Annotated in this window: 24 protein-coding genes and 1 tRNA gene; 8 read left to right on the top strand and 17 right to left on the bottom strand. The window is 72.4% G+C overall.

Going from position 1 to position 26,139, the window contains the following annotated elements:
- Window positions 1-81: 81 nt before the first annotated feature.
- The 5 genes from PV343_RS24480 to PV343_RS24460 all read right to left on the bottom strand — a co-directional run bounded on the left by PV343_RS24480 (window position 82) and on the right by PV343_RS24460 (window position 5,284).
- Window positions 82-984: an LLM class flavin-dependent oxidoreductase gene (locus PV343_RS24480; RefSeq protein WP_319149103.1), complete on the bottom strand. Its 903-nt coding sequence runs from the start codon at window positions 982-984 to the stop codon at window positions 82-84.
- A 70-nt stretch (window positions 985-1,054) separates the two neighbouring features.
- The gene (locus PV343_RS24475; RefSeq protein WP_319149102.1) at window positions 1,055-1,603 is read right to left on the bottom strand and encodes an RNA 2'-phosphotransferase; all 549 of its coding nucleotides are present in this window, start codon (window positions 1,601-1,603) and stop codon (window positions 1,055-1,057) included.
- A gap of 110 nt (window positions 1,604-1,713) precedes the next feature.
- Window positions 1,714-2,694: a MerR family transcriptional regulator gene (locus PV343_RS24470; protein WP_319149101.1), complete on the bottom strand. Its 981-nt coding sequence runs from the start codon at window positions 2,692-2,694 to the stop codon at window positions 1,714-1,716.
- On the bottom strand, window positions 2,691-4,445 hold the full coding sequence (locus tag PV343_RS24465) for an SDR family oxidoreductase (RefSeq protein WP_319149100.1): 1,755 nt from the start codon (window positions 4,443-4,445) through the stop codon (window positions 2,691-2,693). The genes PV343_RS24470 and PV343_RS24465 overlap by 4 nt, the downstream gene beginning before the upstream one ends.
- Window positions 4,442-5,284, bottom strand: a complete 843-nt coding sequence (locus tag PV343_RS24460) for a M24 family metallopeptidase (protein ID WP_319149099.1) — start codon at window positions 5,282-5,284, stop codon at window positions 4,442-4,444. Before PV343_RS24460 ends, PV343_RS24465 begins: the two co-directional genes overlap by 4 nt.
- A gap of 230 nt (window positions 5,285-5,514) precedes the next feature.
- On the opposite strand from PV343_RS24460, the gene PV343_RS24455 reads away from it, so the two are divergent.
- From PV343_RS24455 to PV343_RS24430, 6 genes are all read left to right on the top strand, one after another.
- Window positions 5,515-6,477: an ABC transporter ATP-binding protein gene (locus PV343_RS24455; RefSeq protein WP_319149159.1), complete on the top strand. Its 963-nt coding sequence runs from the start codon at window positions 5,515-5,517 to the stop codon at window positions 6,475-6,477.
- Entirely contained in the window at window positions 6,467-7,384 is a 918-nt protein-coding gene (locus PV343_RS24450; protein WP_133922525.1) for an ABC transporter permease, read from the top strand. Before PV343_RS24455 ends, PV343_RS24450 begins: the two co-directional genes overlap by 11 nt.
- On the top strand, window positions 7,381-8,292 hold the full coding sequence (locus PV343_RS24445; RefSeq protein ID WP_319149098.1) for an ABC transporter ATP-binding protein: 912 nt from the start codon (window positions 7,381-7,383) through the stop codon (window positions 8,290-8,292). Before PV343_RS24450 ends, PV343_RS24445 begins: the two co-directional genes overlap by 4 nt.
- Before the next feature lie 10 nt (window positions 8,293-8,302).
- The gene (locus PV343_RS24440; RefSeq protein ID WP_319149097.1) at window positions 8,303-9,022 is read left to right on the top strand and encodes an ABC transporter permease; all 720 of its coding nucleotides are present in this window, start codon (window positions 8,303-8,305) and stop codon (window positions 9,020-9,022) included.
- A gap of 143 nt (window positions 9,023-9,165) precedes the next feature.
- Entirely contained in the window at window positions 9,166-9,408 is a 243-nt protein-coding gene (locus PV343_RS24435) for a hypothetical protein (RefSeq protein ID WP_319149096.1), read from the top strand.
- 319 nt (window positions 9,409-9,727) lie between these two features.
- Window positions 9,728-9,812, top strand: a tRNA-Ser gene (locus PV343_RS24430).
- A 35-nt stretch (window positions 9,813-9,847) separates the two neighbouring features.
- Here the strand turns inward: PV343_RS24430 and PV343_RS24425 are convergent.
- The 9 genes from PV343_RS24425 to PV343_RS24385 form a co-directional block, all read right to left on the bottom strand.
- A complete protein-coding gene (locus PV343_RS24425; protein ID WP_319149095.1) occupies window positions 9,848-10,651 on the bottom strand; it encodes an HAD family hydrolase in 804 nt (267 codons plus the stop codon).
- On the bottom strand, window positions 10,648-11,925 hold the full coding sequence (gene serS / locus PV343_RS24420) for a serine--tRNA ligase (RefSeq protein ID WP_319149094.1): 1,278 nt from the start codon (window positions 11,923-11,925) through the stop codon (window positions 10,648-10,650). Before serS ends, PV343_RS24425 begins: the two co-directional genes overlap by 4 nt.
- A 552-nt stretch (window positions 11,926-12,477) precedes the next feature.
- Window positions 12,478-13,410: a prephenate dehydratase gene (gene pheA / locus PV343_RS24415; RefSeq protein WP_319149093.1), complete on the bottom strand. Its 933-nt coding sequence runs from the start codon at window positions 13,408-13,410 to the stop codon at window positions 12,478-12,480.
- Window positions 13,411-13,491: 81 nt separating this feature from the next.
- The gene (gene efeB / locus PV343_RS24410; RefSeq protein ID WP_319149092.1) at window positions 13,492-14,778 is read right to left on the bottom strand and encodes an iron uptake transporter deferrochelatase/peroxidase subunit; all 1,287 of its coding nucleotides are present in this window, start codon (window positions 14,776-14,778) and stop codon (window positions 13,492-13,494) included.
- Between the two features lie 7 nt (window positions 14,779-14,785).
- Window positions 14,786-16,720, bottom strand: coding sequence for a copper resistance CopC/CopD family protein (locus PV343_RS24405; RefSeq protein ID WP_319149091.1), 1,935 nt, complete (start codon window positions 16,718-16,720; stop codon window positions 14,786-14,788).
- A 13-nt stretch (window positions 16,721-16,733) separates the two neighbouring features.
- Window positions 16,734-17,201 (bottom strand): copper chaperone PCu(A)C, encoded by a 468-nt coding sequence (locus tag PV343_RS24400; protein ID WP_319149090.1) that lies wholly within the window; start codon window positions 17,199-17,201, stop codon window positions 16,734-16,736.
- Entirely contained in the window at window positions 17,198-17,851 is a 654-nt protein-coding gene (locus PV343_RS24395; protein ID WP_319149089.1) for an SCO family protein, read from the bottom strand. The genes PV343_RS24400 and PV343_RS24395 overlap by 4 nt, the downstream gene beginning before the upstream one ends.
- Before the next feature lie 89 nt (window positions 17,852-17,940).
- The gene (locus PV343_RS24390; RefSeq protein WP_319149088.1) at window positions 17,941-18,684 is read right to left on the bottom strand and encodes a YcnI family protein; all 744 of its coding nucleotides are present in this window, start codon (window positions 18,682-18,684) and stop codon (window positions 17,941-17,943) included.
- Between the two features lie 210 nt (window positions 18,685-18,894).
- Complete coding sequence (locus PV343_RS24385; protein ID WP_319149087.1) at window positions 18,895-19,740, bottom strand: hypothetical protein; 846 nt, start codon at window positions 19,738-19,740, stop codon at window positions 18,895-18,897.
- Window positions 19,741-19,978: 238 nt separating this feature from the next.
- On the opposite strand from PV343_RS24385, the gene PV343_RS24380 reads away from it, so the two are divergent.
- Window positions 19,979-20,422, top strand: a complete 444-nt coding sequence (locus tag PV343_RS24380) for an ATP-binding protein (RefSeq protein ID WP_317444323.1) — start codon at window positions 19,979-19,981, stop codon at window positions 20,420-20,422.
- Between the two features lie 38 nt (window positions 20,423-20,460).
- Window positions 20,461-21,033, top strand: coding sequence for a GNAT family N-acetyltransferase (locus PV343_RS24375; protein ID WP_319149086.1), 573 nt, complete (start codon window positions 20,461-20,463; stop codon window positions 21,031-21,033).
- Between the two features lie 13 nt (window positions 21,034-21,046).
- On the opposite strand, the gene PV343_RS24370 is transcribed toward PV343_RS24375, so the two are convergent.
- From PV343_RS24370 to PV343_RS24360, 3 genes are all read right to left on the bottom strand, one after another.
- Window positions 21,047-22,411: a PLP-dependent aminotransferase family protein gene (locus tag PV343_RS24370; RefSeq protein ID WP_319149085.1), complete on the bottom strand. Its 1,365-nt coding sequence runs from the start codon at window positions 22,409-22,411 to the stop codon at window positions 21,047-21,049.
- Between the two features lie 118 nt (window positions 22,412-22,529).
- Complete coding sequence (locus tag PV343_RS24365) at window positions 22,530-24,035, bottom strand: aminopeptidase P family protein (RefSeq protein WP_319149084.1); 1,506 nt, start codon at window positions 24,033-24,035, stop codon at window positions 22,530-22,532.
- Window positions 24,036-24,207: 172 nt separating this feature from the next.
- A complete protein-coding gene (locus PV343_RS24360) occupies window positions 24,208-25,665 on the bottom strand; it encodes a PP2C family protein-serine/threonine phosphatase (RefSeq protein ID WP_319149083.1) in 1,458 nt (485 codons plus the stop codon).
- Window positions 25,666-26,139: the final 474 nt, after the last annotated feature.

Genomic DNA, 26,139 nt, shown 5'->3' with positions numbered 1-26,139 from the left:
CCCGCACGGCCGTGCGGAAGTCCGCACAGATGAGTCCACGGACACACCGCGGATGGCCGACGGACGACGTCCGCCGCCGGATCAGGTCAGCTGGGCGAGCGCGTCCATGGCGATCCGCTCGAAGATCTTCTCGTCCGCGGCGAAGTCGGAGTCCGGGATGGGCCAGTGGACGACGATCTCGGTGAAGCCCAGCTCCCGGTGGCGGCCGGCGAAGTCCACGAAGGCGTCCAGGGACTCGAGCGGCCGGCCGCGGTCCGGGGTGAAGCCGGTGAGCAGGACCTTGTCCAGCTCGGACACGTCCCGGCCGGCCGTGCCGCAGGCGTCGGACAGCTTCTCCAGCTGTCCCCGCAGGGCCTCGACGGACTGCTCGGGGGTGCCGTTCTCGTACAGCTTCGGGTCGCCCGTGGTCACCCAGGCCTGGCCGTGGCGCGCGGCGAGCCGCAGACCGCGCGGGCCGGTGGCCGCCACGGCGAAGGGCAGCCGGGGCCGCTGCACACAGCCGGGGATGTTGCGCGCCTCGTGCGCCGAGTAGAACCGGCCCTCGTCGGTCACCGAGTCCTCGGTGAGCAGGCGGTCGAGCAGCGGCACGAACTCGGCGAAGCGGTCCGCGCGCTCGCGGGGCGTCCAGGGCTCCTGGCCCAGGGCCGTGGCGTCGAAGCCGGTGCCGCCGGCGCCGATGCCCAGGGTGACGCGGCCGCCGGAGATGTCGTCCAGCGAGATCAGTTCCTTGGCGAGGGTCACCGGGTGCCGGAAGTTCGGGGAGGTGACCAGCGTGCCGAGGCGGAGCCGCTCGGTGGCGGTCGCGGCGGCGGTCAGCGTCGGCACGGCGCCGAACCACGGGCCGTCGCGGAAGCTGCGCCAGGACAGGTGGTCGTAGGTGTAGGCGGTGTGGAAGCCGAGCTGCTCGGCCCGCACCCAGGCCGAACGGCCGCCCTCGTTCCAGCGGCGGTACGGCAGGATCACGGTGCTCAGACGCAGACTCATGCGGACGAGGGTACGGGGAGCCGTCGGCTTTGGCCGAAAACGGTCACATCGCGCACCCGTGGGGACACCGTCAGTGCGATCCGGGGAACCGCAGATAGCGCGCCGGGACGGCCGCGGTGAGCCACACCCCGTTCGCGCTGACGTGGAAGACGTGGCCGTCGCGGTGCATGGCGCCGGCGTCGACGGCGAGCACGACGGGGCGGCCACGGCGCGCGCCGACCCGGGTCGCGGTCTCGCGGTCGGCCGAGAGGTGAACGTCGTGCCTGCTCATGGGCCTGAGGCCCTCGGCGCGGATGGCGTCCAGGCTGCGGGCCACGGTGCCGTGGTACAGGTACGGCGGCGGGGTCGCCGGGGGCAGGCCGAGGTCGACCTCGACGCTGTGCCCCTGGCTGGCACGGATCCTCGTGCCCTCGATCGCGAAGCGCTGCTTGTCGTTGGCGGCCACCACGTGGTCGAGTTCCTCGCGGGTGAACCGGAATCCGTGCGCGGCGGCCGCCGCGATCAGCGTGTCGATCTCCGTCCAGCCGCCCTCGTCCAGTGTGAGGCCGATGCGCTCCGGCTGGTGGCGCAGGTGTTTGGAGAGGTACTTCGACACCTTCACGGTGCGTCTTTCGTCCATCTCTCCAGCGTGCGGGAGAGACGCGGATCACGCAGGTCATTTTTCGCGGGCAGGTTTGGTCCACAAGCAAGTGCTGTTATCCACAGGCCCATTGGGTGAGCTGTGGACAACTACTCGTCATGACAGCCTGGTTCGTCAAGTTCCCCGCCCGGCAATTGACATGACATCAATGCGTCCAACGCACGTGCCCGGACTTCGCGTTCGGCGGCCAACGCTACGAACGAGGCGATGTGCGCGCCGCCAACCAGGCGCTCCACAGCGCTGATCGTCTCGGCGGGAAGGTCGACGGCCCGCGTCTCGGGGAGCGGCTCGGGCACCGCCTCGGTGACGAGGCGGGTGCGCAGGTGCCGTACCGCGAACACACGCATCGCACGGGCCAGTTCGGCGTCGACGGTCTGCCGCGCCAGGGGCCTCAGCCGGCGCACCAGGCCGGCCGCCTCGGCCGCGTGCGCGTCGGTACGACGGGCCGGATCGTCGAGGTAGCGCGCGAAGACGTGCTCGGTGGTGAACTCCAGGAAACGGGCGGCGATGTGCTCCACCTGCCCCCTCAACTCCCGCAGGTGGGCGGAGATCGCGGACAGCGGAACGCCCGCCGCGTGCAACTCCGCCGCGACGGCGAGTTCTTGGGGGCTCGGCACGAGGAAGGTGTCGGGGTCGCCGTCGACCGGTTCCAGCACGCCGAGGTCGACCGCCTCGGCCACGGCGTCCTCGTCGGGGGTGCCGCCGAAGCGGGCGTCCAGCTCCGCGCGGGTGAGCCGGACCGGTTCCTCGTCGGTCCAGGGGCCCTCCACCTCGGTGACCAGTCCGAGCACACCGCCGAGGCCCCGGCCGGTGTCCCAGGCGTCCAGGAGTTCCCTGATGGAGGCCAGGGTGTAGCCGCGGTCCAGGAGGTGGCCGATCTGCTGGAGCCGGGTGGCGTGGACGTCGGAGTACAGGTTGGCGCGGCCCTGCCGCTCCGGCCGGGGAAGGAGCCCCTTGTCCTGGTAGGCACGGATGGTCCGGACGGTGGTGCCGGTGCGGTGCGCGAGGTCCTCGATGCGGTAGGCCCGCCGCGCCGACGGGCTTGCGGGGCGGGCCGGTTCGCCGTTCACAACCGAGGCTCCACCCGGGCCACCCGGCGCAACACCCCCGGCAGGAAACGCGACATGAGGTGAGCGCCGTGCGCCTCGGGAGTCACCGGGACGACCGCCCTGTTGTGCGTCACCGCCTCCAGGACGGCCTTCGCGACCTTCTCCGGCGGATAGTTGCGCAGGCCGTACAGGCGGGCCGAGCGCTGCCGGCGGCGGCTCTCCTCGGCCTCGTCGACGCCGGTGAAGCGGGCCGTCGCGGTGATGTTGGTGTTGACGATGCCCGGGCAGATCGCCGTGACCCCGATGTCCCGCCCGGCGAGTTCGGCGCGCAGGCACTCGGAGAGCATCAGGACGGCGGCCTTGGAGGTGCTGTAGGCGGGCAGCGCCCGTGAGGGCTGGTAGGCCGCCGCCGAGGCGATGTTGACGATGTGGCCGCCCTGGCCGCGCTCGGCCATCCGCGCGCCGAAGAGACGGCAGCCGTGGATCACACCCCACAGGTTGACGTCCAGGACCCTGCGCCAGTCCTCGGTGGTCGTGGTGAAGAAGGAGCCCGACAGGCCGATCCCCGCGTTGTTGACCAGGACGTCGAGCACGCCGTGGTCGCGGTGCACCCGCTCGGCGAGCTTCTCCATGGCGTGCTCGTCGGAGACGTCCGCCGTCTCCGCCCAGGCGTCGGCGGCGCCGATCAGCCGGGACAGCTCGGCGGTGCGGGCGGCGGCCTCGGCGTCGCGGTCGACGGCCACCACCCGCGCGCCGGCCTCCGCGAACGCGAACGCCGTGGCCCGACCGATGCCGCTGCCCGCGCCGGTGACCAGGACGAGCTGTCCGCCGAACCGGTCGCCGTGGCGGCCGCCGGCGGCCGGGGCGGGGCGGCCGCCCTCCACGGACGTCACGAACTCCTCGATCCAGGCGGACACCTGGTCGGGGCGGGTGCGCGGGATCCAGTGCCGGGCGGGGAGCGTGCTGCGGGTCAGCCGCGGCACCCACTGCTCCAGGTCGTCGTAAAGCCGCTCGGACAGGAACGCGTCGTCCAGGGGCGTGATGAGCTGCACGGGCGCGTGCGCGTACGCGTCCGGGCGCGGCCTGCGCAGTCGGGCGCGGACATTGTCCCGGTACAGCCAGGCGCCGTGGGCCGCGTCGGAGGGCAGGGACGAGGTCGGGTAGTCGCCCGCGGGCACCTTCTCGGAGCGCTGGAGGATCTTCGGCCAGCGCCTGCCGAGCGGGCCGCGCCAGGCCAGCTCCGGCAGGGCGGGGGTGTGCAGCAGGTAGACGTACCAGGACCTGGCGCCCTGGCCGAGGAGCTGGCCCACCCGGCCGGGCGTGGGGCGCTTCACGCGCGCGTTGATCCAGTGCCCGAAGTGGTCGAGGGACGGCCCGGACATCGACGTGAAGGAGGCGATGCGGCCCTCCGTGCGGCCCACCGTGACGAACTCCCAGGACTGCACCGAGCCCCAGTCGTGGCCGACCAGGTGCACCGGGTGGTCCGGGCTCACCGCGTCCGCCACGGCGAGGAAGTCGTCCGTGAGCTTCGCCAGGGTGAAGCCGCCGCGCAGCGGGCGCGGCGCCGTGGACCGGCCGTGGCCCCGGACGTCGTAGAGGACGACGTGGAAGCGTTCGGCCAGGCGCGCGGCGACCTCCGACCACACCTCCTTGCTGTCCGGGTAGCCGTGCACCAGCATCACGGTCGGCTGCCCGGGATCACCCAGTTCGGCCACGCACAGGTCGACCCCGCCGGTGCGCACGCGGCGCTCCTTCGCACCCTTCAGTGTCACTTCGCCTCCGCCCAGCGCCGCACGTGCGGCAGATCGTCGTCCAGCCAGAAGGCGCTCTGCGCGGGGTCCCGGGAGTCGGTGACCACCAGGATCTCCTCGAACTTCGCGCCGGTGCCCCTGAACCCCAGATGGGGTTCGACCGCCCACAGGCCCGGCCGCGGCGGGTGGTCGGAGAAGCGGTACGGCGACCACAGGGGCGACCAGCCCTCGCGGTGGCCGTGCAGGGCGTCGGCGGCCAGGCCCTTGAGGGACTGGGTGCCGAACCCGAACAGATGAGGTGACCAGCGGCGCTGCTTGACCCGGTCCACCTTGTGGGCGATCACGCCGAAGGGGTACGCGCGGTGCCGGTTGGCGTAGCCCTGGCGGACCATGAGCCGGTCCACGTCCTCGTAGATCGCGCGCAGCGGCCGCCGCTCGCGCACCTCGCGCAGAGTAAGCTCGCGGTGCGCCTCCAGGTCGGCCGTCAGCCGGTCCTGCACCGGGTTCACGCCGAGCGAGCCGGAGTAGCCGATGTCGGCGGTGAACCCCTCGTACACCGGCGCCATGTCCAGGATGAACGGCATCCCGGGCTCCAGGGCGCGGTCGGTCGGGAAGAACTGCAGCGGGACGCGGAAGCCCGCGAACGCCGTGCGGTCGCCGAACCAGGCGAACGGCAGGTGGAACCAGTCCCGCACCCCCCGCTCGCGCAGCCACGCGCGCTGCATCCGGGCCGCCTCGCGCTCGGTCACCCCCGGCTCCAGGCGTGCCGCGACCGCCTCGGCGCACTCGTAGGCGAGGCGCTGCACCCGTCTGAACCCGGCGAGCTCCGTGGAGAGCCCGCCGCTCACTGCCGTGGTCATGCCGCCCCGTCCCGTCGTGTCGGCTGCGCTACGCGTCCGTAACTTGACACTGGTGAATGTGACAGTTGTTAGAGTCGGCGTCAATAGGAGGGTCGTGGGCTGTGGACGACCGGCGGTGGGTCTCAGGCAGGGCATCCCTTAGGGCCGGGTAATACCTGGGGCTGACGTCAAGACGGCTCTGTGGTCTGACGCCCGGGGTGGTCCGCGTCACTACCGTCGTGGACGTGACTGTGATCGCGACCGAAAGCCTGAGCAAGCGGTTCCCCCGGGTGACCGCGCTCGACCGGCTGTCCGTGGACATCGGACCCGGTGTGACCGGGCTCGTCGGTGCCAACGGCGCCGGCAAGTCCACCCTGATCAAGATCCTGCTGGGTCTGTCCCCCGCCACCGAGGGCCGCGCCGCGGTGCTCGGCCTCGACGTCGCCACCCAGGGCGCCGCCATCCGTGAGCGCGTGGGCTACATGCCGGAGCACGACTGCCTGCCGCCCGACGTCTCGGCCACCGAGTTCGTCTTCCACATGGCGCGCATGTCCGGCCTGCCGCCCACCGCCGCGCGCGAGCGCACCGCGGACACGCTGCGCCACGTGGGCCTGTACGAGGAGCGCTACCGGCCCATCGGCGGCTACTCCACCGGCATGAAGCAGCGGGTGAAGCTCGCGCAGGCCCTGGTGCACGACCCCCAGCTGGTCTTCCTGGACGAGCCGACCAACGGCCTCGACCCCGTGGGCCGCGACGACATGCTCGGGCTGATCCGCCGGATCCACACCGACTTCGGCATCTCGGTCCTGGTCACCTCCCACCTGCTGGGCGAACTGGAGCGCACCTGCGACCACGTCGTCGTCGTGGACGGCGGCAAGCTGCTGCGCTCCAGCTCCACCACGGACTTCACGCAGACCACGACGACGCTCGCGATCGAGGTCACCGACACCGACGAGCACCCCGACGGCACCCGCGCGGTCCGCGAGGCGCTGCACGCGCGCGGGGTGAGCGTCGAGGCCGGCAGCGGTCTGCCCGGCGCCGGCCACGTCCTGCTGCTGACCGCGCGGGGCGAGGAGACGTACGACCTGGTGCGCGACGTCGTCGCCGACCTGGGGCTCGGCCTGGTGCGCATGGAGCAGCGCAGGCACCACATCTCCGAGGTCTTCACGAGCGAGGACGAGCACCGCGAGGAGGCGGTCGGACATGGCCGTTGAGCAGCCCACCCGGGCCCCTGGCACACCGCCGGGCGACCAGACCCGCATCCACAACATCGGGTACCGCAACTACGACGGCCCCCGCCTCGGCCGGTCCTACGCCACCCGTTCGCTCTACTCGCAGTCCCTGCGCGGCTCCTACGGCCTCGGCCGCTCGGTCAAGTCCAAGGTGCTGCCGATGCTGCTGTTCGTGGTGATGTGCGTGCCCGCGGCCATCATGGTCGCCGTCGCGGTCGCCACGAAGGCCAAGGACCTGCCCGTCGACTACACCCGCTACGCGATCCTCATGCAGGCCGTCATCAGCCTCTACGTCGCCTCGCAGGCGCCCCAGTCGGTCTCCCGGGACCTGCGCTTCAAGACCGTGCCGCTGTACTTCTCGCGGCCGATCGAGACCGCCGACTACGTGCGCGCCAAGTACGCGGCGCTGGCCTCGGCCCTGTTCGTGCTCACCGCGGCCCCGCTGCTGGTGCTGTACATCGGCGCACTGCTGGCCAAGCTCGACTTCGCCGACCAGACCGAGGGATTCGCACAGGGGCTGGTGTCCGTGGCTCTGCTCTCGCTGCTCTTCGCCGGCATCGGCCTGGTCATCGCCTCGGTGACCCCGCGGCGCGGCTTCGGCATCGCCGCCGTGATCGCCGTGATGACGATCTCCTACGGGGCGGTCTCCACGCTCCAGGCCATCGCCGAGAACCAGGACAACGCCGGCGCCATCCCGTGGATCGGCCTGTTCTCGCCGGTCACGCTCATCGACGGGGTCCAGTCCGCGTTCCTCGGCGCGACCTCGGCGTCCCCCGGCGCGGCCGGACCCTCGGACGCGCAGGGCGTCGTCTACGTCCTCGTCGTCCTGGGCCTGATCGCCGCCGCCTACGGCCTCCTGCTGCGCCGCTACCGGAAGGTGGGCCTGTGACCACGCTCTCCATCGACCACGTCTCCCGCTGGTTCGGCAACGTGGTCGCCGTCAACGACGTCACCATGACCATCGGCCCCGGCGTCACCGGCCTGCTCGGTCCCAACGGCGCCGGGAAGTCCACCCTCATCAACATGATGGGCGGCTTCCTGGCCCCCTCCACCGGCACCGTCACCCTCGACGGGCAGCAGGTGTGGCGCAACGAGTCGATCTACAAGCACATCGGCATCGTCCCCGAGCGCGAGGCGATGTACGACTTCCTCACCGGCCGCGAGTTCGTCGTCGCCAACGCCGAGCTGCACGGCCTGGGCGCGAAGGCCGCCCAGCGGGCACTCGCCACGGTCGAGATGGAGTACGCCCAGGACCGCAAGATCCAGACGTACTCCAAGGGCATGCGCCAGCGCGTGAAGATGGCGAGCGCCCTGGTGCACGACCCGTCGCTGCTCCTGCTGGACGAGCCCTTCAACGGCATGGACCCGCGCCAGCGGATGCAGCTCATGGACCTGCTGCGGCGCATGGGCGACGAGGGCCGCACCGTGCTGTTCTCCTCCCACATCCTCGAAGAGGTCGAGCAGCTCGCCTGGCACATCGAGGTCGTCGTCGCCGGACGGCACGCGGCCAGCGGCGACTTCCGCAAGATCCGCCGTCTGATGACCGACCGTCCGCACCGCTACCTGGTGCGCTCCAGCGACGACCGCGCGCTCGCGGCCGCCCTGATCGCCGACCCCTCGACGTCCGGCATCGAGGTCGACGTCACCGAGGGGGCGCTGCGCGTCCAGGCCGTGGACTTCGGCCGCTTCACCGCCCTGCTGCCCAAGGTCGCCCGCGACCACGGCATCCGGCTGCTCACGGTCTCGCCGTCCGACGAGTCCCTCGAGTCCGTGTTCTCGTATCTGGTCGCGGCGTAGGAGGCCCACGATGTACGACCCCACAGTCGCCCGGCTCACCTACCGGGCCCTGCTCGGCCGTCGCCGGGCCCTCATCCTGGGCGCGCTGCCCGTGTTGCTGATCGCGATCTCCGTCGTCGTCCGGGGCCTCGCGGGCGCCGACGACCAGACGGCCGCCGACCTGCTGGGCGGGCTCGCGCTCGCCACGATGGTGCCGATCATCGGCGTCATCGCGGGCACGGGTGCGATCGGGCCGGAGATCGACGACGGCTCGGTGGTGTACCTGCTGGCCAAGCCGGTGAAGCGGTCGACGATCATCTTCACCAAGCTGATCGTGGCGATCGCCGTGACGATGGTGTTCTCGGCGCTGCCGACGCTCGTCGCGGGCTTCATCCTCAACGGCAACGGGCAGCAGATCGCCGTCGCCTACACGGTGGCCGCCCTGGTCGCCTCGATCGCCTACGCGGCGATGTTCCTGCTGCTCGGCACGGTCTCCCGGCACGCGGTGGTGTTCGGTCTCGTCTACGCCCTGGTCTGGGAGGCCCTGTTCGGCTCCCTGGTGTCCGGCGCGCGCACGCTGAGCGTCCAGCAGTGGTCGCTCGCCGTCGCCCACAAGGTGGCCGGCGGGAACCTGGTCACCTCGGACGTCGGGCTGACGACGGCGACGGTGCTGCTGGTCGTGGTCACGGTGCTCGCCACCTGGTACGCCGGGCAGAAGCTGCGGACGCTCACGCTCGCCGGCGAGGAGTGAGACAGCCCCTGGTTCGTCCCTGATCGCTCCTGACCGGGGACGGACCAGTACTGACGGGGGCTTCACCCTGGTCCGGGCAGACTGGGCGAAACGGATGAACCGCCGGCGGGCGAACGCCCGGCCGAACGGCCAGGAGGTCGCAGATGGCGCAGCACACCCCGCGGCAGGAGGACGCCGGCAGGGACGGGGACGAGGTCTGGGACGGGCTGGTCCTGGACGAGGACTTCGTGCGCGCCGCCGGGACCACCGAGCCGTCGGCCCGGGCCCGGATGCTCGCCGCCCGCTGGCGGGCCGAGGCGCCCGAGCCGCGGCCGTGGCGGTCCGACGAGCCGCCGGCGGGGTGGTTCTTCAGCAGGGCACGGCGGCGCGGACGGCGCCGCCGGTGACCGCCGGCCTCCCGCTCGCCCGTCTCGCCGCGCCCGCTGCCCCTGCCACCCCTGCACCGTGGTCCGCCCCCGGTTAATTCGGTGGCGCCGGACCGGGGGGCGGGGGCACAGTGGTCGCACACCGTCCGCCGGGAATGTCCCGGCGCCGTGAACCGGGAGAGGAGCGGGGCGATGTCCATGCACGGCAGTACGCCCAGCTCCCGACAGGGCGGTCCGAGGCGGGCTCCGGAGTGATCCTCACTCCTCCGTAGAGCTCAGGGGACAGCCCGGGGCGGCCGCTTCGAGCACGCGACGTGTCTCTCGCGTGGGCCGCCCACCCGGAGGATTGGCCGAGTGGTAAGGCACTGGCTTGCTAAGCCATGGTCGGGGGCGACCCCGCGCACGTTCGATCCGTGCATCCTCCGCGCGATATGACCACCGTACGGGCGCCGGGCGGCGCTCAGCCCAGCAACCGCTCCAGCACCAGCGCGATGCCGTCCTCCTCGTGGGAGGCCGTCACCTCGTCGGCCACCGCGCGCAGCTCCTCGTGGGCGTTGGCCATCGCCACGCCCCGGGCGGCCCAGGCGAACATCGGGATGTCGTTGGGCATGTCGCCGAAGGCGATCGTGTCGGCCGCCTTCAGGCCCAGCCGACGGGCCGCAAGGGACAGGCCCGTGGCCTTGGACAGCCCGAGCGGCAGCAGCTCCACGATGCCCTCGCCCGCCATGGCGACCGTGACGAAACCGCCGGCCGCGCGGCGGGCCGCAGCCGCCAGCTCGTCGTCGCTCAGCTCCGGATGCTGTATGTAGATCTTGTTCAGCGGGGCGGTCCACAGGTCCGAGGCGTCCGTGAACGGCGTCGCCGGAAGCCGGCCGGTGACCGCGTAGCCGGGCCCCACCAGCACCTCGCCGTCCAGGCCGTCCCGGCTCGCCGCCAGGTACAGCGGGCCCACCTCGGCCTCGATCTTGGCCAGGGCCACGCCCGCCAGCTGCCGGTCCAGGGTGACGGAGGTCAGCAGGCGGTGCGCTCCGGCGTCGTACACCTGGGCGCCCTGGCCGCAGACGGCGAGCCCGTCGTAGCCCAGGTCGTCCAGGATGTGCCGGGTCCAGGGGACCGCGCGTCCGGTGACGACGATGTGCGCCGCGCCCGCCGCGGTGGCCGCGGCGAGCGCCTCACGGGTGCGCTGCGAGATCGACTCGTCGGAGCGCAGCAGCGTTCCGTCGAGGTCGGTGGCGATCAGGCGGTACGGGAATCCGGCGCTCACTTGGCGACCGGCTCCAGGACCTCCCGGCCGCCCAGGTACGGGCGCAGCACCTCGGGGACCCGGACGGAACCGTCGGCCTGCTGGTGGTTCTCCAGGATCGCCACGATCGTGCGCGGTACGGCGCAGAGCGTGCCGTTGAGCGTCGCCAGCGGCCTGACCTGCTTGCCGTCGCGGAGCCGGATCGACAGGCGGCGGGACTGGAACTCGGTGCAGTCCGAGGTCGAGGTCAGCTCGCGGTACTTGCCCTGGGTCGGGACCCACGCCTCGCAGTCGTACTTGCGCGAGGCCGAGGCGCCGAGGTCGGCGGAGGCGACGTCGATGACGCGGAACGGCAGCTCCAGCGAGGTCAGCCACTGCTTCTCCCACTCCAGGAGGCGCTTGTGCTCCTCCTGCGAGTCCTCGGGAGTGACGTAGGAGAACATCTCGACCTTGTCGAACTGGTGCACGCGGAAGATGCCGCGCGTGTCCTTGCCGTGCGAGCCGGCCTCGCGGCGGAAGCACGGGGAGAAGCCCGCGTACCGCAGCGGCAGCCGGTCGGCGTCGATGATCTCGTCCATGTGGTACGCCGCGAGCGGGACCTCGGAGGTGCCGACCAGGTACAGGTCGTCCTTGTCGAGGTGGTAGACGTCCTGGGCCGCCTGGCCGAGGAAGCCGGTGCCGGCCATGGACTGCGGGCGGACCAGCGCCGGGGTCAGCATCGGCGTGAAGCCGGCCGCCGTGGCCTGCGCGATCGCCGCGTTCACCAGGGCCAGCTCCAGCAGGGCGCCGACACCGGTGAGGAAGTAGAAGCGGGAGCCGGAGACCTTGGCGCCGCGCTCGACGTCGATCGCGCCGAGGATCTGGCCCAGCTCCAGGTGGTCCTTGGGCTCGAAGCCCTCGGCGCCGAAGTCGCGGATGGTGCCGTGCGTCTCCAGCGTGACGAAGTCCTCCTCGCCGCCGACGGGCACATCGGGGTGGACGAGGTTGCCGAGCCGGAGCAGGAGCTGCTGGGTCTCGGCGTCGGCCGCGTCGCGCTCGGCGTCGGCGGCCTTGACGTCGGCCTTCAGCTGCTCGGCACGCTTGAGCAGTTCGGCCTTCTCGTCGGCGGTGGCCTTGGGGATCAGCTTGCCGAGCTGCTTCTGCTCGGCACGCAGCTCGTCGAAGCGGACGCCGGAGGACCTGCGCCGCTCGTCGGCAGACAGGAGGGAGTCGACGAGCGCGACGTCCTCTCCACGGGCGCGCTGGGACGCGCGCACACGGTCGGGGTCCTCACGGAGCAGGCGAAGGTCAATCACGGGGCCAAGGCTACCGGTGCGGGCTCGCGGGCCACGACTCACTATTGCGTCCTGCGCCGTGCGTGCCGTTATGGGGCAATTGCACAGAGTGTCGGTGTGGTCAAGCCGAGCCGTCCCATTCCCTGGGACGAAGCAGCCGGTGGGCTCCCGGTTGACCTGATTTCCTTGTGGAGAGGGGCACTTGGTGGGCCCGTTGTCCACAGGGATCCGTGGACTCCCGAGAGTTATCCACAGGCTGTGCGGAAACTCTGTGGATTTCGGAATTGATCACTCCGGAAGTTATGGCCGGACTGATGAATTCCCGGCCCAAACAGGGGTGACACCCACTTTCGGGTGGAAAGGGGTCGCCCCGAAAGATGAACCAAAGGAAACGGGTGGACGAAGGGTGACGTGCGGGATGGTGGCCGCATCTGGGGCGTCCAGGACGATTTGTCGACCGAATCGCCTTGCCGTGTCGACTTGTCCCCAGGTCGAGAAGCGGGCCTGTGGATAACTTCTGTGGATAACGATGATGTGCAGGTACGACCGGCCGGAAGCGCGCTGGGGGCGCCTTCAGAACCGGCCGTCCTGGCAGCGCGCCACCCAGTCGGCCGCTGCCACGAACTCCTCGTCCGAGGTTCCGGGCAGCCGGGGCCGCGCCTCGCCCGGACGGATGTCCGCGCGGGGATAGGAACCGAGGAAACGCACCTGCAGACAGATGCGCTTCAGGCCCATCAACGCCTCCGCCACCCGGCGGTCGGAGATGTGCCCCTCGGCGTCGATGCAGAAGCAGTAGTTTCCGATGCCGGCGCCGGTGGGCCGGGACTGCAGCAGCATCAGGTTGATGCCCCGGGTGGCGAACTCGCCGAGCAGGTCGCGCAGGGCACCGGGGTGGTCGTCCCGCTGCCACAGCACCACCGAGGTCTTGTCGGCACCGGTCGGCGCCGCGGGCCGGGCCGGGCGGCCGACCAGCACGAACCGGGTCTGGGCGTTCTCCGCGTCGTGGATGCCCGTCTCCAGGGCCTCCAGGCCGTACCGGGCGGCGGCGAACTCACCGGCGAAGGCCGCGTCGTACCGGCCCTCCTGGACCAGCCGGGCCGCGTCCGCGTTCGAGGCGGCCGACTCCCAGTGCACCTCCGGGAGGTTCTTGCGCAGCCAGTTGCGCACCTGCGGCTGGGCGGCCGGGTGGGCGGAGACCGTCTTGATGTCCGTCAGCTTCGTGCCCGGACGGACCAGCAGCGCGAAGGTGATCGACAGCAGCACCTCGCGGTAGATCATCAGCGGCTCGCCCGCCACCAGCTCGTCCAGCGTGGTGGTGATCCCGCCCTCGACGGAGTTCTCGATCGGCACGAACGCGGCCTCGGCCTCGCCGACGCGCACCGCGTCCAGCGCGGACTGCACCGACACGTACGGGATCAGCTCCCGGGTGGCCGCCTCCGGAAGCGTGCGCAGGGCCACTTCGGTGAAGGTGCCTTCGGGACCGAGATACGCATAGCTCGCTGGCATGTCCTCACCCTAATGGCCGTCGGTGGACGGGACTCCCTTGTCTCAGGGAAGCCACTCGACCGGGTGGTTTGAAACCCCTATTCACCCCTCCAGCAGCCGCTGGCCCACATACTCCCCGTCGGCCGCCCCGCCGGGCACCGCGAACAGACCGCTCGCCTCGTGCCGGATGTACGTCGACAGGGCGTCCCCGCGGTCCAGCTTGCGCTGCACCGGCACGAAGCCGCGCAGCGGGTCCGCCTGCCAGCAGACGAAGAGCAGCCCGGCGTCCGGCGCGCCGTCCGCGTCGATGCCGTCGTGGTAGGAGAACGGGCGCCGCAGCATGGCCGCGCCGCCGTTCCGGTCGGGCCGGGTGATCCGGGCGTGCGCGTTGAGCGGCACGACGTACTCGCCCTTGGCGTCGGCCTTCTCCAGGTCCATCGGGGTCGTCTCACCGCCCCCTGACAGGGGCGCCCCGTCGGCCTTGCGGCGCCCGATGACCGCCTCCTGGGCCGGCAGCGACAACTTCTCCCAGTCGTCGAGGAGCATGCGGATACGGCGTACGACGGCGTAGGAGCCGTTCGCCATCCAGGCGGGCTCGCCCGAGGCGGGCACGAAGATCCGCCGGTCGAAGTCGGAGTCGGAGGGCTTGGGGTTGCGGGTGCCGTCGACCTGGCCCATGAGGTTGCGGGCCGTCATCGGGTGGGCGGTCGCCCCCGGGGTGCGGTTGAAGCCGTTCATCTGCCAGCGGACCCGGGCCGCGCTGCCGGCGTCCTTCTGGATCGCGCGCAGCGCGTGGAAGGCGACCAGGGCGTCGTCGGCGCCGATCTGCACCCACAGGTCCCCGTCGCTGCGCCGCTTGTCGAGCCGGTCGGAGGAGAAGTCGGGCAGCGGGTCGAGGGCGCCCGGCCGCTGCTTGTCCAGGCCGGTGCGGCCGAAGAAGCTGTGCCCGAAGCCGAAGGTGACGGTCAGCGAGGACGGTCCCGCGTCCCGGGCCACGCCGGTGTCGTCGTGCCCGGTCGTCTCGCCGGCCATCAGCCGCTCGGCCGTGGCCGACCAGCGGCGCAGCAGGGCCGCCGCCTCCTTGCGGCCCGCGCCCGGCGTCAGGTCGAACGCGACGAGGTGGCCGCGGGCCTGCAGCCCCTCGGTGATGCCGGGCTGATGTTTCCCGTGAAACATCGCCCGGCCGGACCCCACCGAGGTGAGCGGGGTGGCCTGGGCGGGCGCCGCCGTGTAGCCCACGGCCCCGCCGGCCGCGCCGAGCACGAGTCCGGTGGCGCCGGCGGTGCCGAGCAGGGCGCGCCGGGAGACGCCCCGGCCGGGGGCGCCGGCGGGTTCCGGCACCGCGGGCGCGGCGGGCGTGCGGGCCTCGGGGAGGGACTGGTCGGGCATGGGTGGGTCAGCCGATCTGCGCGTTCTTGGAGACGGTCACCTGGTCGATGTCGGAGGTCCGCACGGTCACGGCGATCTCCCAGTCGCCGGCCATCGGGATCTGCACCCCGCTGGCCGACCAGTGGCCGGTGGTGACGTGGTCGGGGGTCACCGGGAGCGGGCCGAGCTTCTTCGCCTCCAGGGTGAAGGCGACCTTCACCTCGGGGACGTCGAAGGCGCGCCCGTTGGGCCGCTGGACGTAGACGTGCATCTCGTTGCCGCCGACGCGGGCGGGGTCGAGGTCGATCCGGACGAGGCCCTTGCCGTCGGTGCCGCCGGTGTCGAAGGGCATGTCCAGGGTCAGCGCACCGGAGGAGTTCGCCGGGGAGGACGACGAGGACGAGCTCGACGACGAGGTGGACGCCTTGGCGTCCAGTTCGGTGCGGCCGGGCTCGGTCTGGGTCAGCCAGGTGGTGACCGCGAGCAGCACGACCGCGACGCCCGCCTCGGCGAGCACCGAGCGGCGCAGGCCGAAGCGGTTCGGGTCGGCGTCGCGCAGCCGCTTCTGCCGGGCCGCGTCCATCGCGGCCCGCTGCCGGGCGAGCTGGGCGGCACGCGTGTCGTCACCGGAGGCGGACTTGCGCCCGGCCGGCTTGCCGGCCGCGGAGCCGACCTGTTCCTTCTCGCGCTCCTTCTCGCGCCGCGCCTTCTCGGCGGTCCTGGCGCCGGCCGTCTCCAGCAGCCGTCCCGTCCAGCCCCGTGAGATCCACGCGATGCCCACCAGCAGGGCCACGAGCGCGATCTTCACCAGCAGCAGCTGCCCGTACCTGGTCTCGGTGAACGCCGACCAGGAGCCGAGCTGGCGCCAGGACTGGTAGGTGCCGGTGGCGACGAGGACGACGACGGAGCCGAAGGCGACCCGGGAGAAGCGGTGCACGGCGGCCGAGTCGACCGGGGTCTCGGCGGGTGCCCGGTACAGGGCGACCAGCAGGGCGGTGAGGCCGCCGAGCCAGGCGGCGACGGCCAGCAGGTGGAGCACGTCCACGGGCATGGCGATGCCCGGCTGGAGTCCGGTGGAGGCGTGCTCGGCCATCGCCCAGCTCGCCGCGAGCCCGGCGGCCACGACCACCCCGCCGACCGCGAGCCCGAAGGTCAGGTCCCGCTTCTCCGCGGGCTCCTCGCGCCGGTTGTAGGCGCCGAACAGCACGGCGATGAACAGCGCGGCGGCGGCGAGCAGCAGCAGCCGGGAGACCAGCGCCGCGCCGGTCTTGGTCTGCAGCACCTGGCCCAGCAGGTTCAGGTCGAAGACGTCGCCGAACTTCCCGGAGGAGGTGTAGGAGCCGCGCAGGAGCAGCAGCCACAGGGTGGCCGCGGTGAGCGCGAGCCAGCCGCCGACGACGAGCCGCTGCACGGCCCGTACCCCCGAGCCGCGCTGCCAGCAGGCCAGCACGAAGGCGGCGCCGCCGGCCAGCACGATGAACCCGGCGTACGACACGTACCGTCCGACCGCGTACAGCGCGCCGACGACACCGCCGCCCGCCGCCGTTCCGACACCGGAGACCACGGTCTGCGAGGGGGCTCCGATGGAGAAGGTGTAGGCGCCGGAGACGGGGTGGCTGTCCTCGGAGACGACCTGGTAGGCGACCGTGTAGGTGCCCTTGGGCAGGTTGCCCTTGAGTTTCACGGCGTATGTCGTGCCGCCCGGGTTCACGGGCGCGCCCGTCTCGACGTTCTTCCCCTTGGGGTCGAGGACCTGGAGCGAGTCGTCGTTCATCGCCACCTTCTCGGAGAAGGTGAGCGACACCTGGGTGGGTGCCTTGTCGACCACCACCCCCTGTGCGGGGTCGCTGCCGGTCAGCGCGGCGTGCGCGGAGGCCGGTGCGGCGCCCGCGAGCAGCGCGCCGGTGACGGTGAGAAGCAGCAGCACCAGGGTGCGCAGGCGGGGGGCGATGGTCCGCGTCAAGGTGGTCCCTCCCTCAGTGGCCGGTCGACGGGTTGTACGTGGCGGACTTCACCGGCATCTCGACGGTGAGGGCACCGGACTTGGCGAAGGTGAGGTGCAGGGTGACCTTCTGGCCCTGTTCCGGCTTGCGCTTCAGCTTCTCGAACATCAGATGGTTGCCACCGCTTTTGAACACGAGTTGACCATGGGCGGGTATGGCGAAGGAGGTCTTCTCCTCCATGGCCCCGCCGACGGTGCTGTGCATGGTGACCTGCCCGGCGGCGTCGCTGGTCACCGAGGTCAGCTCGTCCTTGGCGCCGCCCTCGTTGCTGATCGTCAGGAAGCCGGCGGCCATGTCGGCGGAGACCGGCTGGGGCATGTACGGCCCGCTCACGGACAGCTCGGCCTTCGAGGAGCCGGACCCGGACCCGGTGCCGGAACCGCAGCCGGTGAGGGCCAGGGCGCCGGCGAGCGCGGCCGCGGGCAGGAGCGCACGCCTCACGGCTTCGCTCCCTCGACGAGCTTGGGCAGGTCCTTGGTGTAGTCGTCCACCGTGGCGTCCTCGCCGTAGAGGACGTAACCGCCGTCGGTCTTCGGGGAGAAGGCGATGACCTGGGTGCCGTGCACCGAGACGAGCTTGCCGTTCTTGTCCTCGGAGGTCGGCTCGACGGAGATCCCCACGGACCGGGCGCCGGCCTGGATGGTGGAGAAGTCGCCGGTCAGGCCGATGAACCCGGGGTCGATGCCCTTGAGCCACCTGCCGAGCTCTGCGGGGGTGTCCCGGCCGGGGTCGGTGGTGACGAAGACCACCCTGAGCTTGTCCCGCTGGGCCTTGGGCAGCGCCTTCTCGGCGACGGCGATGTTGCTCATCGTCGTCGGGCAGATGTCCGGGCAGTGCGTGTAGCCGAAGTAGAGCAGGGTGGGGTGGCCCTTGGTCTCGGCCCGCAGGTCGAACTTCTTGCCGTGCGTGTCGGTGAGGACCAGGTCGGGCTTCTCGAACGGCTGGTCGAGGACGGTGGCGGCCTTGCCCGAGCCGGACTCCTCGGAGACCACGGCGACGGGCGACTTGCCGTCGCCACCGCTGCCGCAGGCGGAGAGGGGCAGGGTGGCGGCGGCGAGCAGCGCCGCCGCGGCGAACGTCTTCTTGCGCATAGAAAAATGTCCCAGATGTCAGAACTCCGGCGCGCACCGGGGTCGTACGACAGCGTCGCACGACCCCGGGCGCGCGTGCGGAACGGTGGTCAGGCGGTCCGGCGGCGGCCCGCGAGGACGCCGTAGCCGACGCCCGCGATCCCGATGACGATGCCGATCACGCCGAGCACGCGCGCGGTGGTGTCGCTGCCGCCCTTCGTGTCGGTGCCGGCGGCGGCCGCCTCGGTCCTGCCGTCCGCCTTGCCGTCGCTCCTGTCGGAGGCGTCGTCGGCGGTGGAGGTGCCGTGGTGGTCACCGGTGGCGGCGGACAGCTCCAGCACCGGGGCCGGGTTCTCGGGCTCCTCCTGGCCGTCCTGGGCCACCTCGATCCAGCGCACGACCTCCTTGTTCGAGTACGTCTGGATCGCCTTGAACACGAGCTGGTCGGTGTCCTCGGGCAGGGTGCCGACGGAGAGCGGGAACTTCTGGAAGTAGCCCGGCTCGACGCCCTTGCCGTCGGCGGTCCAGGTGACCTTGGTGACGGCCTCGTCGATCTTCTTGCCGTGCATGGTCAGCGGCTTGGCGAGCTTGGACCGGGTGACGTCGATCTTCCAGCCCGGCAGCGGCTGCGGCATCACGGAGGCGATGGGGTGGTCCGCCGGGAAGTTGACCTCGACCTTGGTGGTCGCGGCGTCGTCGCGCTCGTTGGGGACCTTGAAGTCGACGACCGCGTAGCCGCCCTTGGCGGCCGTGCCTTCGGGCTGCACGGTGACGTGCGCGAAGGCGGGGCCCGACAGGGCGAGCACGGCGGTGCCCGCGACGGCGGTGGCGGCGGCGATACGAGAAGCCCTCATGACAGGGAGCACTCCACTCTGAGTGAGTCCGGCTCGGGTCCCGGTGGGGACGGCCGGTGCGAGGTCCGGTGGGAATCCGGAGGGGGATACGCGCGGGCGTGGCCGGCCTCGTGGCCGTACCGCTCGACAGAGCGCACGCGCGCGTGCCGCACGACTGCGGCCCCTCCCGTCCGGGTCTTCCGTCTCCGGTTCCGGTGGAGTGTGGTCGCGTCAGGCGGCGAGGAGGAACGTGGCGCCGGGCGGGCCGCGCCGGATCACCGTGTGCTGGAGCGCGGTGGTGTGCGGGGCGGGCGCCTCGTCCCGGGCGGTCCGAGGGGCGCGCGGGCCGGGCCCGGTCGTGGGCAGCAGCCCGGCGCACAGGGCGCGGACCAGGGCGAGCGCCCCGCGCAGGGAACGCACGAGCGCGGCCTCCGCGACTCCGTGCGCCGACAGCTCGATCAGCCGCAGCAGGGCCAGGTCGCCCCGGCGCAGCAGCCAGCCGGCGACGACGGCCGCGAGGACGTGACCGAGCAGCATCGGCAGGGAGGGCAGCAGCGCCGTCCAGGAGCCGGCGGCACCGGCCGTGCCGGTCGCGCCGGTCATGTGCGACATGGCCGGCATCGCCCCGACGGCCCGGCCCGAGGGGTCGATGAGGTGGGCGTCGAGCAGCAGCCGGTAGGCGTGCCCGGGGGTCAGCGCCGAGGGGGCGGACCCGCACAGGAGCCGGGCGGCCCGCTCGACGAGGGCGGTGTCGCTCAGGGAAGTGTCCGGTGGGCTCATCGTCATCGCGCCGGCCGCGGTGTGCTGCCCGAGTCCGAACAGCGTGTGCAGCACAGTCTGTCCGAGCGCCAGGACCACGGCGATGCCCGGCAGTGAGCGGGCGCGTCCGGCGAGCGGTGCCACGAGCAGCGTCGAGCCCGCGAATCCCGCGCCGAGCGTCCACAGCGGAACGCGCGCGCAGGAGGCCATGGTGTGCCCGGCCGCGGCCAGCACGACACAGACCGCGGCGAACACCGCGGCCCGCAGGATCCGGAGCCCGGCTCCGGGACGCGCCGTGCGCGGGTGGGGGGCAGTCATGGCGGCCCCATCATCGCACTGGCCGCGCCCGGGACCGGCGGCAGGTCACCGGATCACGCCACCGCGGGACGGCCGCCGGGACCGGAAGATCGTCCTCCGCCGGAAGTCGTCCCTCATACACCGATTCCTCCCGCGACACATCGACCTTATGGGCACTGTCACGTCCACGGTGTGCTTACGGCCGCACACGGGCGGCAATACGTAACGGTATGTCGAGCCGCGGCCTGGAGGCTGGAGCATGAGCATCTGGTGGTCTCTCCAACTGCGTCGCGAGGCCGCGAGCGTGCCGCTCGCCCGGCGGCTGCTGATCGGCACGATGGAGACGGCGGGCGTCGACCCGGACATCTCCTACGACCTGTCCGTCGCCCTCAGCGAGGCCTGCGCCAACGCGGTGGAGCACGGCGGGGACGCCGCCCGCGGCTGCTCGGAGGCCTACCGGGTGACCGCCTACCTCGACGGTGAGAAGTGCCGGATCGAGGTGACCGACTCGGGGCCCGGAGCGGTCCGCGCCCAGGACGTCCGGCCGGCCCGCCCGGACGCCGAGCACGGCCGGGGGCTGTGCCTGATCCGGGAACTCGCCGACCACGTGCACATCGGCGCCCGGCCGGGGCGGAGCGGGACGGTGGTGAGCTTCGACAAGATTCTCAAGTGGAAGAAAGATCCTTCCCTGCTCACGGCATGAGGGACGCCGCAGGGACACCCCGCCGCTAGGGTGCGCGCATGCTTGTCGAAGCCATGGAGAACAGGGAATTGGCCGGTGGCGTGGTGCTGCGTCCGCTCGCCGCGGCCGACGCTCTCGCACTCGTCTGCGCGTACACGGAGAACCGTGCGCATCTGGAGCCGTGGGAACCGGTCAGACCGGAGTCCTTCTTCACCGCCGAGGGCCAGGCGGAGCGCATCGACGGGCTGCTCGGGCAGTGCGCCGACGGCGCGGTGATGCCGTGGGTGTTCGAGGCGCCGGACGGCCGGATCGTCGGGGCGGTCACCCTGTCCGGGATCTCCCGGGGCCCGTTCTGCAGCTCCTACGTCGGGTACTGGGTCGCGGCCGACCAGCAGAACAAGGGGCTGGCCAGCGCGGCGTTGGCGCAGGTCTGCCGGATCGCCCGGGACACCCTGGGACTGCACCGGATCGAGGCGTCCACGCTGACCGAGAACACCGCGTCCCAGCGGGTGCTCGGCAAATGCGGGTTCGAACCGATCGGACTCGCCCCGAAGTACCTGCACATCGACGGCGAATGGCGGGACTGCCGGCTCTTCCAGCGCGTGCTGCACGACGGCCCGCCCGCGCCCTGAGACCCTCGCGCGCTCAGGCGCCGAGGACCTTGGCCAGCGCCTCCAGCGCCTCCGGGTACACCCGCTCCCGGGGGGTGCCGTAGCCGACGACCAGGCCCTGCGGCCGGTCCTCGCCGGGGGCGTGCCAGTGGGTGCCCAGACGGCCGACGGCGAGCCCCACGGCCTCGGCGCGGGCCAGGGCCCCCTCCTCGTCGGGGACGTCGATCAGCGCGTGCAGTCCGGCCGCGATGCCCCGCACCTCCCGCCGGGGCCCCAGCCGGTCGAGGAGCTGGTCCCGGCGGCGCCGGTAGCGCAGCCGGCACGCGCGTACGTGCCGGTCGTAGGCGTGGCTGCCGATCAGCTCGGCGAGCGCGAGCTGGCCGATGGTCTCGGTGTGGTGGTCGCTGTGCAGCTTGGCGTCGGCGACCGCGTCGGCCAGCCGCGGCGGCAGCACCATCCAGCCGAGCCGCAGCGCCGGACCGAGCGTCTTGGACGCGGTGCCCAGATAGACGACCCGGCCCGGGGCCATGCCCTGCAACGCGCCCACCGGCTGGCGGTCGTAACGGAACTCGCCGTCGTAGTCGTCCTCGACGATGAGCCCGCCCCGCGCGCGTGCCCAGTCCGTGAGCGCGCGGCGCCGCTCGGGGTGCAGCGTCACCCCGGTCGGGTACTGGTGGGCCGGGGTGACCACCACGGCGGCCGCGTCGCCCAGTTCCGCCGGCCGCACCCCGCGCTCGTCCACCCGCACCGGCTTGACGGTGCCGCCGTTGCGCCGCACCACCTCCCGGTGGAACGGCAGCCCCGGGTCCTCCATGGCGACCGTGGCGCCGTCCAGCACACGGGTCAGGAGCGCGAGCCCCTGGACGTACCCGGAGGTGATCACGATCCGCTCCGGCGGCGCGAGCACCCCGCGCGCCCGCCCCAGATAGCCGGAGAGCGCGGTGCGCAGTTCGATCCGGCCGCGCGGGTCGCCGTAGTCGTACGCCAGGGAGGGCGCCGTCGCGATGGCGCGGCGCAGTGCGCGCAGCCAGGCCGCGGCCGGGAACGCGCCGACGTCGGGGCTGCCGGGCCGCAGGTCGAGTCGCGGGGCACGCGCGTGTGCCGCCGCCCCCGGCTCCTGCGCCTCCACGGCCGGCAGTTCGGCGACCTGGGTGCCCGAGCCCTGCCGGGCCGTCAGGTAGCCCTCGGCGACGAGCTGGTCGTACGCGGCCTTCGCGGTGCCGCGCGAGATGCCCAGCTCCGTCGCGAGCCGCCGGGTGGCCGGCAGCCGGGTGCCGGGCGTGAGCCGCCCGTCCCGCACGGCGTCCCTGAGCGCCCGTTCCAGACCGACCCGGCGGCCGTCCGCCGCGTCGGGTTCGAGATGCAGATCCACTCCGACACCGGACCAGAAGTCGTCCACGAGAACCCTCCCCCTAGGCACGTGAAAGCCGGCGCGCACGGACACGCCGATGGCCGGGCACCACCCGGGTGCCCGGCCATTCAGTGTCTTATCAGACCGATCAGCCCTGTCGGACCGGTCAGCCCTTCAGGGACGCCATCCACGCCTCGACCTCGTCGGAGCGGCGCGGCAGGCCCGCCGAGAGGTTCCGGTTGCCGTCCTCCGTGACGAGGATGTCGTCCTCGATGCGCACGCCGATGCCCCGGTACTCCTCGGGCACCGTCAGGTCGTCGGCCTGGAAGTACAGGCCGGGCTCGACGGTGAGCACCATGCCGGCCTCCAGCGTGCCGTCCACGTACGTCTCCACGCGGGCGGCCGCGCAGTCGTGGACGTCCATGCCGAGCATGTGGCCGGTGCCGTGCAGGGTCCAGCGGCGCTGCAGGCCGAGCTCGAGGACGCGCTCGACCGGGCCCTCGACAAGGCCCCACTCGACGAGCCGCTCGGCGAGCACCCGCTGGGCGGCGTCGTGGAAGTCGCGGTACTTGGCACCGGGCTTCACGGCCGCGATGCCGGCCTCCTGGGCGTCGTACACGGCGTCGTAGATCTTCTTCTGGAGCTCGCTGTACGTGCCGTTGACCGGCAGCGTGCGGGTGACGTCCGCGGTGTACAGCGTGTGCGTCTCCACGCCCGCGTCCAGCAGGAGCAGGTCGCCGGAGCGGACCGGGCCGTCGTTGCGCACCCAGTGCAGGGTGCAGGCGTGCGGGCCGGACGCGCAGATGGAGCCGTAGCCGACGTCGTTGCCCTCCACGCGCGCGCGGAGGAAGAAGGTGCCCTCGATGTAGCGCTCGCTGGTCGCCTCGGCCCTGTCCAGGACCTTCACGACGTCCTCGAAGCCGCGGACGGTGGAGTCGACGGCCTTCTGCAGTTCGCCGATCTCGAACTCGTCCTTCAGCAGGCGGGCCTCGGAGAGGAAGACGCGCAGCTCCTCGTCGCGCTCGGCGGTGACCTTGTCGGTCAGGGCCGCCTCGACGCCGGCGTCGTGGCCGCGCACGACCCGCACCGGGCCGGTGGCCTCGCGCAGCCGGTCGGCCAGCTCGCGCACGTCGGCGGCCGGGATGCCGTACAGCGCCTCGGACTCGGTGAGGGAGTGGCGACGGCCGACCCACAGCTCGCCCTGGCCGGACAGCCAGAACTCGCCGTTCTCGCGGTCGGAGCGCGGCAGCAGGTAGATCGTCTCCCGGTGACCCTCGGCGGTGGGCTCCAGGACCAGGACGCCGTCCTCGGTCTGGTTGCCGGTGAGGTAGGCGTACTCGACGGAGGCGCGGAAGGCGTACTCCGTGTCGTTGGAGCGGGTCTTCAGGTTGCCGGCGGGGATCACCAGGCGCTCGCCCGGGAAGCGCGCGGAGAGCGCGGCGCGGCGGCGCGCGGTCTCGGCGGCCTGCGCGATCGGCTTCAGGTCACGCTGCTCCGTGTCGGCCCAGCCCGACTTCATGTTCTCGGCAAGCTCGTCGGAGACGCCCGGGTACAGGCCGTTCTTCCGCTGCTTGACGGTCTCCTCGGACTCGGTCTCCGGGCCCTCCGCGGTGGCGGAATCGGGTACAGCCGGGTTGAGCTCGTCGGACACGTGATCCTCCTCGGTACGCATGTGATCTCCCCCCGGGCCCGCGACGCTCCTGCTTGTGGCCGAGCGGGGACCTCCATCATCGTACGGTCGCACCGGGAGCGGACCGGGCCGGAAGACCTGTTATGCCTGGCCATGCCGACCGGCGGGCGCGGACGGCCAGGGACCAGGCGGCGGAATCCCGCGGCGGAACCCCTCAGTCGAAGCGGGCCGCGAGCAGGACCACGTCCTCCTCGGCGTTGTCCCCCGCCCCGTGGTGCGCCGGGCCGGGAGACGCCGCGTCCGGGCCGTCCGGCAGGACGGTGCGCAGCACGTGGTCGGCGATGGCCCCGGGGTCGCGGCGCAGCGCGCGCGGGACGCTCGCGGCCGCCGCGCGCAGCCGGGCGAAGGCGCGGTCCGTGGGGTCGCCGGTGCGGTGCAGCAGCCCGTCGGTGTAGAGCAGCACGGTCTCCCCGGCCCCGGCCTGGATCTCCACGCTGGGCGCCTCCCAGCAGGCGAGCATCCCGAGCGGCGCGGAGACGGACGTCTCGGCGAACTCGGTGCGCCGCTCGCCGATCAGCAGGGGCGGGCTGTGCCCTGCGCCGGCCAGGGTGATCTTGCGCAGGGCCGGTTCGCAGTAGGCGAAGAGGGCGGTGGCCGAGCGGGCGGGCTCGGTCAGCCGCAGCAGCAGCTCCAGGTCGGACAGGACGGCGACCGGGTCCTCGCCCTCCATCACGGCGTAGGCCCGCAGGGAGGCGCGCAGCCGGCCCATGGCGGCCACCGCGCTGGGCCCGGAGCCGGTGACCGAGCCGACGGAGAGACCGAGGGCGGCGTCGGGCAGCGGCAGCGCGTCGTACCAGTCGCCGCCGCCGCGCGGTCCGGTGCGGTGCCGGGCGGCGAGCTGGACGCCGGCCACCCGGGGCAGCCGGGAGGGGAGCAGCTCCTCGGCGATGGTGGCCATGCACGCGCGGGTGCGCTCCACCTCCACCAGCCGGGCCAGGTGCTCGGCCGCGTGCCGTACGTAGAGGCCGACCAGGTGGCGGCGGCGCTCGTCCGGCTCCGCGGGCTCGTCGTAGAGCCACACGACGGCGCCGAGGCGGCCCGCCGACTCGGCGGCCAGCGGGAGCGCGTAGCTCGCCGCGTAGCCGAGGCGGGCGGCCACCTCGCGGTGGCGGGGGTCGAGGCCGTCCTCGGCGAGCAGGTCGGCGTGCACGATCTCGGTGTCGGCGCCGGTCTGAAGCAGGCTGCCGTAGGGCAGGGCGCCGCGCGGCACGGTCTCGATGTGGCCGAGGTCGGCGCGGCCGAGGCCGAGGCCGAGGGTGGTGCGGGGGGCGAGCCCGTCGGCGGGCTCCAGGACGACCAGGCCACGGCGGGCGCCGACGAGGGCGGACCCGGCGTGCAGCAGTTCGTGGAGGGCCGGCTCCAGCGCGTCGGTGCGGGCCAGACGCTCGGTCAGTTCGTGCAGGGTTGTGAGGTCGGAGACCCAGCCGGCCAGCCGGTCCTGGAGCAGGGCGCCGGGCGGGGGGCCGCCGGGGACCGGGGCGTTCGGGACGGGGAGCGCGGCGTCCGGGGAGGGGCCGGAGCCGGGGGCGGAAGGTGTGGGTACGGCAGTGTGGGCGGGCGTGGGAACCGTTGGATCGATTCCGGCCACTTTCGGAGGGTGCGGGGCGTTCATGGCGTCCGGCCTTCAGACCGGTGCGTATTGCTCAGAAGCATCGCAAACCCCCATGTCATTCTGCGCCGCCGGCGGTGTAACCACATGTACACGCACTCGTGAGGGGATGTCCAGCATTGTCCTGCGGGGATTCCTGGTGTCCATGGGTCTGAAGTGGGTTTCCTCCGAAACCCTTGCCTTACTGCCAAGTTGGCTTGAAACTGCCTCAGGTATCGGTTCATTGCGGTCGACTGGCCCTGCTCCACGGAGCGTCACATCGGTCGTGATGGGTACGTACTCGGAGAAGGCCAGGGGTGGTTGGGGACCACCCGGAACCTGGCGACGGACCCGGGCGTCATAACCACCGACGACCGAGCCCCATCCTCCCGTGGCGGAGGCGAAGAGAAACACGCGCGACCGCAAAACGCCATGCTTCGCCACCCCTACGCCGCACCCGTGCTCTCGATGGACGCACTAAGGAAGCGGTCAACGCTC

Source organism: Streptomyces sp. WI03-4A (assembly GCF_033792105.1).
GTDB classification, from domain to species: Bacteria; Actinomycetota; Actinomycetes; order Streptomycetales; family Streptomycetaceae; genus Streptomyces; species Streptomyces collinus_A.
Note: the sequence above shows the minus strand (reverse complement) of the source record. Positions and strands in the feature narration are given on the sequence as shown.

What these genes read in the sequence shown, in the direction of transcription:
- PV343_RS24480 (WP_319149103.1), bottom strand. Translation starts at nt 984, where the DNA reads ATGAGTCTGCGTCTGAGCACCGTGATCCTGCCGTACCGCCGCTGGAAC.
- PV343_RS24475 (WP_319149102.1), bottom strand. Translation starts at nt 1,603, where the DNA reads ATGGACGAAAGACGCACCGTGAAGGTGTCGAAGTACCTCTCCAAACAC.
- PV343_RS24460 (WP_319149099.1), bottom strand. Translation starts at nt 5,284, where the DNA reads ATGACCACGGCAGTGAGCGGCGGGCTCTCCACGGAGCTCGCCGGGTTC.
- PV343_RS24450 (WP_133922525.1), top strand. Translation starts at nt 6,467, where the DNA reads ATGGCCGTTGAGCAGCCCACCCGGGCCCCTGGCACACCGCCGGGCGAC.
- PV343_RS24440 (WP_319149097.1), top strand. Translation starts at nt 8,303, where the DNA reads ATGTACGACCCCACAGTCGCCCGGCTCACCTACCGGGCCCTGCTCGGC.
- PV343_RS24435 (WP_319149096.1), top strand. Translation starts at nt 9,166, where the DNA reads ATGGCGCAGCACACCCCGCGGCAGGAGGACGCCGGCAGGGACGGGGAC.
- pheA (WP_319149093.1), bottom strand. Translation starts at nt 13,410, where the DNA reads ATGCCAGCGAGCTATGCGTATCTCGGTCCCGAAGGCACCTTCACCGAA.
- efeB (WP_319149092.1), bottom strand. Translation starts at nt 14,778, where the DNA reads ATGCCCGACCAGTCCCTCCCCGAGGCCCGCACGCCCGCCGCGCCCGCG.
- PV343_RS24395 (WP_319149089.1), bottom strand. Translation starts at nt 17,851, where the DNA reads ATGCGCAAGAAGACGTTCGCCGCGGCGGCGCTGCTCGCCGCCGCCACC.
- PV343_RS24390 (WP_319149088.1), bottom strand. Translation starts at nt 18,684, where the DNA reads ATGAGGGCTTCTCGTATCGCCGCCGCCACCGCCGTCGCGGGCACCGCC.
- PV343_RS24385 (WP_319149087.1), bottom strand. Translation starts at nt 19,740, where the DNA reads ATGACTGCCCCCCACCCGCGCACGGCGCGTCCCGGAGCCGGGCTCCGG.
- PV343_RS24380 (WP_317444323.1), top strand. Translation starts at nt 19,979, where the DNA reads ATGAGCATCTGGTGGTCTCTCCAACTGCGTCGCGAGGCCGCGAGCGTG.
- PV343_RS24375 (WP_319149086.1), top strand. Translation starts at nt 20,461, where the DNA reads ATGCTTGTCGAAGCCATGGAGAACAGGGAATTGGCCGGTGGCGTGGTG.
- PV343_RS24365 (WP_319149084.1), bottom strand. Translation starts at nt 24,035, where the DNA reads ATGCGTACCGAGGAGGATCACGTGTCCGACGAGCTCAACCCGGCTGTA.
- PV343_RS24360 (WP_319149083.1), bottom strand. Translation starts at nt 25,665, where the DNA reads ATGAACGCCCCGCACCCTCCGAAAGTGGCCGGAATCGATCCAACGGTT.